Source organism: Plantibacter sp. Leaf1 (assembly GCF_001421315.1).
In the GTDB taxonomy this organism is placed as follows: domain Bacteria; phylum Actinomycetota; class Actinomycetes; order Actinomycetales; family Microbacteriaceae; genus Plantibacter.
On the sequence record NZ_LMJX01000003.1, the window covers coordinates 503,833 to 512,099 of the forward strand.

General features: G+C 70.2%; 7 protein-coding genes. 4 read left to right on the forward strand and 3 right to left on the reverse strand.

The window, feature by feature from the left end:
• Positions 1-27 precede the first annotated feature (27 nt).
• Together ASE44_RS16175 and ASE44_RS16180 are read right to left on the reverse strand one after the other, a co-directional pair.
• The gene (locus ASE44_RS16175; RefSeq protein WP_056012330.1) at positions 28-705 is read right to left on the reverse strand and encodes a response regulator transcription factor; all 678 of its coding nucleotides are present in this window, start codon (positions 703-705) and stop codon (positions 28-30) included.
• Positions 702-2,372 carry a cell wall metabolism sensor histidine kinase WalK gene (locus tag ASE44_RS16180; RefSeq protein ID WP_056781845.1) on the reverse strand — a complete coding sequence of 557 codons (1,671 nt, stop codon included), beginning with the start codon at positions 2,370-2,372 and terminating at the stop codon, positions 702-704. Before ASE44_RS16180 ends, ASE44_RS16175 begins: the two co-directional genes overlap by 4 nt.
• A 207-nt stretch (positions 2,373-2,579) precedes the next feature.
• Between ASE44_RS16180 and nusA the strand changes: the two genes are divergently transcribed.
• The 4 genes from nusA to rbfA all read left to right on the forward strand — a co-directional run bounded on the left by nusA (position 2,580) and on the right by rbfA (position 7,467).
• Positions 2,580-3,581, forward strand: a complete 1,002-nt coding sequence (gene nusA, locus ASE44_RS16185) for a transcription termination factor NusA (RefSeq protein WP_056012325.1) — start codon at positions 2,580-2,582, stop codon at positions 3,579-3,581.
• A 5-nt stretch (positions 3,582-3,586) separates the two neighbouring features.
• Positions 3,587-3,859 (forward strand): YlxR family protein, encoded by a 273-nt coding sequence (locus tag ASE44_RS16190; protein WP_056781847.1) that lies wholly within the window; start codon positions 3,587-3,589, stop codon positions 3,857-3,859.
• Positions 3,860-4,134: 275 nt separating this feature from the next.
• Positions 4,135-6,912: a translation initiation factor IF-2 gene (gene infB / locus ASE44_RS16195; RefSeq protein ID WP_082456158.1), complete on the forward strand. Its 2,778-nt coding sequence runs from the start codon at positions 4,135-4,137 to the stop codon at positions 6,910-6,912.
• A 117-nt stretch (positions 6,913-7,029) separates the two neighbouring features.
• Positions 7,030-7,467 carry a 30S ribosome-binding factor RbfA gene (gene rbfA, locus ASE44_RS16200; RefSeq protein WP_056012316.1) on the forward strand — a complete coding sequence of 146 codons (438 nt, stop codon included), beginning with the start codon at positions 7,030-7,032 and terminating at the stop codon, positions 7,465-7,467.
• A gap of 85 nt (positions 7,468-7,552) precedes the next feature.
• On the opposite strand, the gene ASE44_RS16205 is transcribed toward rbfA, so the two are convergent.
• Positions 7,553-8,267, reverse strand: a 715-nt coding sequence (locus tag ASE44_RS16205) for an A/G-specific adenine glycosylase (RefSeq protein ID WP_235522669.1), incomplete at its 5' end; no start/stop codon positions are given.

Consider the following 8,267-nt stretch of genomic DNA (forward strand, 5'->3'; position numbering starts at 1 on the left):
GTCGTCATCCTCGTCGGGTGACGGCCGTCACCGTCTGGTGCTGAGCCGGTAGCCCGCTCCTCGGACGGTGGCGATGGCGTCCTTGCCGATCTTGTTCCGCAGGTAGCGCACGTAGACGTCGACGACGTTGGAGCCGGGGTCGAAGTCGTAGCCCCACACGCGGCTGAGGAGTTCCTCGCGGCTGAGCACCTGGTCTGGGTGACGGAAGAACTCCTCGGCGAGGGCGAATTCCCGGGTGGAGAGTTCCACGGGGACGCCGTCGACGAGCACCCGGCGCTCGCGGAGTTCCAGTTCGAGCCGTCCGACGATCAGACGCTCCTCGACCGCGGCGGGGGCGGTCGCCCCTCGCTCGGCCAGCCGGCGGCGGATGCGGGCGAGCAGCTCCTCGAACCGGAACGGCTTGGACATGTAGTCGTTCGCGCCCCCGTCGAGACCCGCGACGAGGTCGCGGGCGGAGTCGCGGGCGGTGAGGATGATGACGGGGAGTTCGCTGCCGTCGTCACGAAGCCGCCTGAGCACCTCGAAGCCGTCCACGCCCGGCAACCCGATGTCGAGGACGAGCAGGTCGAAGTCCCCGCTCTCGGCGAGCTCGACGACCTGCGAACCGTCGACGGTCACGTCGGCCGTGTGTCCGGCGGCGCGGAGGCCCTTGCTGACGAACGCGGAGATGCGCGTCTCGTCCTCGGCGACCAGGATCCGGCTCATACGCTGTCCTCCGTCGGCCGACGCCGTGCCGAGGTGTCCACGAGGTCGGGGAAGTCGTCCACCGGCTCCGCGTGCACCGACGACGGCTCCGTCGGTGACGCCGTGGCCTCCATGGCGGCCTGCGCCTCCATGGCCGCCTGCGCCTCGCGGAGGGCGATCGCCTGCGCCATCGCGTCCCGGGGGATCGCCGCGGTCTCGTCGGGATCGAGCTCGACGGCCGTGTCGGCGTCCTCGTCGTCGTCGGCGACCGCGAGCGGGAGCCGGATGCTGAAGACGGAGCCGGGTCCGTCGCCGTCCTCGACCTCGGCCCAACCGCCGTGCGCGGCCGCGATGGCCTGGACGATCGACAGCCCGAGGCCGGAGCCTGCGACCCCGCGCCCGCCGCTGACGCGTGTGAACCGGTCGAAGATGCGCTCGCGGAGCGCCTCGGGAACGCCTGGACCTTCGTCGGAGACCGAGAGGACGAGCGCCGGGTCGTCCGACTCGTCGAACCGGCTCGAGACGACGATCGTCGAGCCGGACGGCGAGTACTTCGCCGCGTTGTCGGCGAGCTGCAGCCAGGCCTGCGCGAGTCGGCCGGAGTCGACGTCGACGGTGAGTTCGGCCTGGTCGCCGAGGACCCAGGTGTGGTCGGTCGAGATCGCCGTCGCCTTGTCGTGCACGGAGGCGGTGAACGATGCGACGTCGACCGGCTCGCGATCGAGGGTCGAGGCCAGGCCGGCGGTCGAGAGCTCCGTGATGTCGGCGACCAGAGAGCTCATGCGGTCGAGCTCGTCGAGTGCGAGGTCGCGGGTGGCCGCCACGTCCGCCGGGTCGGACGGGTCGAGGAGTTCGAGGTGTCCACGAACGATGGTCAGCGGCGTCTTCAGCTCGTGACCGACGTCGTCGAGCAGCTGACGTTGGCTCGTGAAGGCCTCGTCGAGGCGGTCCAACATCCCGTTCACCGTCCTGGTGAGCTCGGAGACGTCGTCCCGGCCGACGACCGGGATCCGCTCGTCGAGGTCGGATTCCGTGATGCGCGCCGCGGCGTCCCGGAGCAGCCTGATGGGATGGAGCAGCCCGCCCGCGAGCTGCCAGCCGACGAGCCCCAGCAGGAGGAGGCAGACGACGGCGACGACGATCTCGACGGCGAGCACTCCGCGCGATTCGGCGAGGGCGGCGTGGACGTCGGTGGCGATGACGACGTGCGCCACGTTCGGGTCGCCGACGACCTGCACCGGGATGATCGCGTACCGCACGGTGCGCTGGCCGTCGGCCTCGCCCGTCACCACGCCGCGCGACGCGCGTGCGGTGATGGCGTCGAGGAGTGCCGGGTCGTCGTCGAGGCGGAAGGCGGAGGGAGCACTCGGCGGGACGGTCGAGCCGTCCGCGCGGACGCCGACGGCGGTCTCGTCCTCGGCGAAGATCCAGCGGCGCATGACCGCGTCGACGGCTGCGTCGCTGGTCGCCGGGGCGTCGGCCGAGTTCCCCGACCCGACGACCATGAAGGCGATGAGTTCGGCGCTGTGCTCCAGTCGGGCGTCGATCGTCGCCAGGGTCTGCTGGCGTCCGAGCGTGTAGGTCGACACGCCGACGAGCGTCATCGCGAGCGTCGTCGCGACCAGGATCGCGACGAGGATCCGCACCCGCGTGCTCCGCATGACGTTCCGCAGCTCGCCAAAGACCATGGGGCAATCATGTCACCCGCTCGAAGCGGCGGTCGAGCCGGGGGAGCCGGCCTCCTCGACGCGCGGCCGCTTCCCAGCTCGGTGGATGACGTACCCGTCGGCATCCGGTACCGTAGACAGACGGGTTCGGCAGCACGGCAGCAGCATGCCCGTCGTGCCGCTGCACGTCCTGCCGCGGCACCATCAGTTGAATAGAGGAGGCCATCGATGGACATCGATCTCGGTTTGTTGAAGTCGATCGAACGCGAGAAGGAGATCCCCTTCGAGGAGCTCGTCGTGATCATCGAGCAGGCCATCCTGAGTGCGTACCTGAAGAGCACGGAGGGTGCGGAGCCCGTGGCTCGCGCCGAGGTGCCGGCAGCTCGGGTCCAGCTCGACCGCAAGACCGGCCACGTCGGCGTCTTCGTCCCGGAGTTCGACGACGAGGGCGTCCTCATCGGCGAAGCGGAGAGCACGCCGGACGACTTCGGTCGCATCGCCGCCTTCGCCGCCAAGCAGGTCATCTTCCAGCGCCTCCGCGACATCCAGGACGACGCGGTGCTCGGCGAGTTCAAGGGACGCGAGGGCGACATCATCGCCGGCGTCATCCAGCAGGGCCCGAACCCGCGCATGATCCACGTCGACCTCGGCACGATCGAGGCGATGCTGCCGCCCGAGGAGCAGGTCGCCGGTGAAGAGTACCCCCACGGAGCGCGCATCCGGGTCTACGTCACGAGTGTGTCGAAGGGCCTGAAGGGTCCGCAGATCACCGTGTCGCGCACGCACCCGGGTCTCGTCCGCAAGCTGTTCGCGCTCGAGGTCCCGGAGATCGCCTCCGGCATCGTCGAGATCGTGTCGCTCGCCCGCGAGGCCGGCCACCGCACGAAGATCGCCGTGAAGGCGAACGACCCGAGCATCAACGCCAAGGGCGCCTGCATCGGTGAGCTCGGGCGTCGTGTCCGTGCCGTCACCGACGAGCTCGGGGCCGAGAAGATCGACATCGTGGACTACTCGCCGGACCTGCCGACCTTCGTCGCGAACGCGCTCTCGCCGGCCAAGGTCACGAGCTCGTACGTGATCGACCAGTCGCTCAAGGCCGTCCGCGCGCTCGTCCCGGACTACCAGCTGTCGCTCGCGATCGGCAAGGAGGGGCAGAACGCCCGTCTGGCCGCGAAGCTCACCGGCGCGAAGATCGACATCCAGCCGGACTCGATCCTCGAATCGGACTGATCCGGATGGAACCGGTGCGGACCTGCGTCGGCTGTCGTCGTCGCGAGCCGCGCTCGGCCCTGCTCCGCGTGGTGGCGATCGAGGGAGAACTCGTCCCCGACGTGGCTCAGCGCCTGCCGGGCCGAGGCTCCTGGGTGCACCCGACCACCGCCTGCGTCGAGCAGGCGGTGCACCGGCGTGCGTTCACCCGGGCGTTGCGGTTGACCGTGGGCCCAGGGGCCGACGCGGTCCTCGCGGCCGTCGCGACGGTCGCCGCGGACGCACCGGCCGCAGACTGAGCCGATCCGCGCGGATCGGCCGGGCGGTGAGCCGGCACCCAGGCTCGGGGTGTACGATGGAACTTGCACGTGAGAGCGCTTCGGCGCACACCGTGCTTCCCACTGCAGGTACGAGGCCCGGATCCCGGGCCGACATCCTGCTGCCGTGCCATCCGGCCCGGCATTCCGAGAGAACAGGCTGAACGGCTAATGGACAACTCATGAGCGGCTCGAAATGAGCACCGTCCACCACTAACGCTTGCCCCTGCCTGGGTGCAAGCTCAGACAGGAGAATTGTGGCTGCAAAACCACGTGTACACGAGATCGCATCCGAACTCGGAGTAGACAGCAAGATCGCCATGGCGAAGCTCAAGGAATTGGGCGAGTTCGTCAAGGGACCGTCTTCCAGTATCGAACCCCCGGTGGCCCGCAAGCTGCGCGCCGCCCTCGAGGCAGAGGGCGCCAAGGCCGCTGCGGCCCCCGCCGCCCCGGCCAAGCGTCCGGCCACCCCCGGCGCCCCGACCCCGGGACCCGCCGCGCCGAAGGCTCCGGCCCCCGCCGCACCCGCTCCCAAGGCTGCGGCTCCGGCTGCTCCGGCGCCGAAGCAGGCTGCACCCGGCCCGAAGGCCCCGGCCGCTCCCGCCCCCGTGGCGGAGACGCCCGAGGCTGCCGCCCCGGCCGCTCCCGCGACTCCGGCTGCCACCCCGGCCGCCGGTGACGCCCCGTCCGGCGACGCCGCCAAGCCCGGCGGTCCCCGTCCGGGCGCGCCGCGCCCCGGCAACAACCCCTTCGCGTCGTCGCAGGGCATGGGTCAGCGCCCCACCGGCACGCCGCGTCCGGGCAACAACCCCTTCGCCGCAGCGCAGGGCATGGGTCAGCGTCCGAACCCCAGCAACATCCCTCGTCCGCAGGCTCCTCGCCCCGGCTCGCCCCGTCCGGGCGTCGGCCAGGGCCAGCGTCCCGGCGGTCCCGGTCGTCCGGGTGGCGCAGGCCGTCCCGGCGGTGCCGGCGGCTTCCGTCCCGGCGGTGCCGGTGCGGGTGGCGGCTTCCGTCCCGGTGGCGCTCCTGGTGGAGCCCCCGCAGGCGGGTTCGCCGGTCGCCCAGGTGGCGGCGGCGGTCGTGGTCGCGGACCCGGCGGTGGTACCGCAGGTGCCTTCGGTCGCGGTGGCGGCAAGAGCAAGGCACGCAAGTCGAAGCGGACGAAGAGGGCCGAATTCGAGCTGCGGGAAGCCCCGTCGCTCGGCGGCGTGAGCGTTCCCCGCGGTGACGGCAGCACCATCGTCCGTCTGCGTCGCGGTGCGTCCATCTCGGACTTCGCCGACAAGATCGACGCCAGCCCCGGCAACCTCGTCACCGTGCTCTTCCACCTCGGTGAGATGGCGACGGCGACGGAGTCCCTCGACGAGGCCACCTTCGACGTGCTCGGTTCCGAGCTCGGCTACAAGATCCAGATGGTCTCGCCCGAGGACGAGGACAGGGAGCTGCTCGAAGGCTTCGACATCGACCTCGATCAGGAGCTGGAGGACGAGTCCGATGAGGACCTCGCCATCCGTCCTCCCGTGGTCACCGTCATGGGTCACGTCGACCACGGTAAGACGCGCCTGCTCGACGCCATCCGGAACGCGAACGTGGTGGCCGGCGAAGCCGGTGGTATCACCCAGCACATCGGTGCGTACCAGGTCGTCGCCGAGCACGAAGGTCTCGAACGTCCGATCACCTTCATCGACACCCCGGGTCACGAGGCGTTCACCGCCATGCGTGCTCGTGGTGCGCAGGTCACCGACATCGCGATCCTCGTGGTCGCGGCCGATGACGGCATCATGCCGCAGACGGTCGAGGCGTTGAACCACGCCCAGGCTGCCAACGTGCCGATCGTCGTCGCGGTCAACAAGGTGGACAAGCCCGACGCCAACCCGGCCAAGGTGCGCCAGCAGCTGACCGAGTACGGCCTCGTCGCCGAGGAGTACGGCGGCGACGTCATGTTCGTCGACGTCTCGGCTCGCGCCGGCACCGGCATCAAGGATCTCCTCGACGCCGTCCTGCTCACCGCCGACGCCGGTCTCGACCTGCGTGCGAACCCGAACAAGGACGCCCGCGGTGTGGCCATCGAGGCCAAGCTCGACAAGGGCCGCGGCTCCGTCGCGACCGTGCTCATCCAGTCGGGTACGCTCCGGGTCGGCGACGCGATCGTCGCCGGTACGGCCTACGGCCGCGTGCGTGCCATGGTCGACGAGAACGGCGACACCGTCGCCGAGGCGGGTCCCTCGCGTCCCGTCCAGGTGCAGGGCCTCTCGAGTGTCCCTCGGGCCGGCGACACCTTCCTCGTCACCGAGGAGGACCGCACCGCTCGCCAGATCGCCGAGAAGCGTGAGGCTGCGGAGCGCAACGCCGCTCTGGCCAAGGCTCGCAAGCGCATCTCGCTCGAGGACTTCACCCGTGCACTCGAAGAGGGCAAGGTCGAGTCGCTCAACCTCATCATCAAGGGTGACGTCTCCGGTGCCGTCGAGGCGCTCGAGGAGTCGTTGCTCAAGATCGACGTCGACGACAGCGTCCAGCTGCGGATCATCCACCGCGGTGTCGGTGCGGTCACCGAGTCCGACGTCAACCTGGCGACGATCGACAACGCGATCATCATCGGGTTCAACGTGCGCCCCGACCCGAAGGCCCGCGAACGTGCGGCTCGCGAGGGTGTGGACGTCCGCTTCTACTCGGTCATCTACAACGCCCTCGAGGACGTCGAGCAGAGCCTCACCGGCATGCTCAAGCCCGAGTACGAAGAGGTCCAGTCCGGTGTCGCCGAGATCCGCGAGGTGTTCCGTTCCTCGAAGTTCGGCAACATCGCGGGTGTCATCGTCCGCTCCGGAACGATCACGAGGAACGCCAAGGCGCGGGTCATCCGCGACGGCGTCGTGGTCGGCGACAGCCTGGCGATCGAGTCGCTGCGTCGCTTCAAGGACGACGTCACCGAGGTCCGTACGGACTTCGAGGCCGGTATCGGTCTCGGGAAGTTCAACGACATCCAGATCGGTGACGAGATCGAGACGATCGAAATGAAGGAGAAGCCGCGCGGCTAGTCCGCTCGGCCGGTCCCCGTCGTCCTCCTCAGGGAGGACGGCGGGGATTCCTGCTTATATTGTGTGCAGCACCCCGCCGGGCGGTCGTCCGCCCGGCGGTCATCAGAGGAGGACGAGATGGCAGAGAACCCCAGGGCCCGCAAGTTGGCGGACCGGATCAAAGAAGTCATCGCCAAGCGGTTGGACAAGGGCATCCGCGACCCGCGGCTCGGTTTCGTGACGATCACCGACGTCCAGGTGACCGGCGACCTCCAGCACGCGAACGTGTTCTACACGGTGTACGGCTCCGACGAGGAGCGCGCCGACACCTCGGCGGCGCTCGAGTCCGCGAAGGGGCTGTTGCGTGCCGAGATCGGCCGCAACATCAACACCCGGCTCACCCCGAGCCTCGACTTCTTCCTGGACGCGATCCCCGAGAACGCACAGCACATCGAGGATCTGCTCCGCGAAGCGAAGAACCGCGACACCGAGGTGGCCGGTCTGGCCGCCGGTGCCGCGTACGCCGGTGACGAGGACCCCTACGTCAAGCCGCGCGACGCCGACGCCGAGGCCTAGGACCGCGCTCCGACAGGCTCAGCGACCACCCTTCGACAGGCTCAGGGACCGCCCTTCGGGGTCCGGTCGCTGGGCCTGTCGGCGTTCACTCGTGGGGGAGCGCGTAGCCGCCGTCGATGCGGACCGCCAAGCGGTCGGCGACGAGCCCTGCCAATGCGCGGTCGAACTGTGCGCCATCGGGCCAACGACCGCGGAGTTCCTCCTCGGTCAGTGACCGGTGGGTCGAGCGCAGCTCCGCCATGATGATGCCTCGGACCTGTCGGTCGCTGCCCACGAACTGCTTCTGCTTCGTCTTGACCGGTCCGTCGTAGGCCGGATACCCGGCCGCCCGCCAGGCGCACACCTCGCGGAGCGGGCACTCCTCGCACCGGGGAGACCTCGCCGTGCACACGATCGCACCGATCTCCATCATGCCCGCGTTGAACACCGCCGCCTCGGCCCGGTCCTCGGGCAGCAGGCCCTCCATCGCCGGGAGGTCGACCTTCGCGTTCGGCGGTCCGGGCTCCGCCTGACCACCGACGGCGCGGGCGATCACGCGGCGGGTGTTCGTGTCCACCACCGGATGCCGGTCGCCGTAGGCGAAGACCGCGACGGCGCGCGCCGTGTAGTCGCCGATGCCGGTGAGTGCGAGGAGTTGGTCGACGTCCGACGGGACGACCCCGCCGTGTCGCTCGGTGATCTGCGTGGCGGCGGCGTGCAACCAGAGCGCGCGACGCGGATAGCCGAGGCGACCCCAGGCGCGGACGGCTTCGGCGGGCGGTTCCGCCGCGAGATCGGCGGGAGCCGGCCAGCGCCCGAGC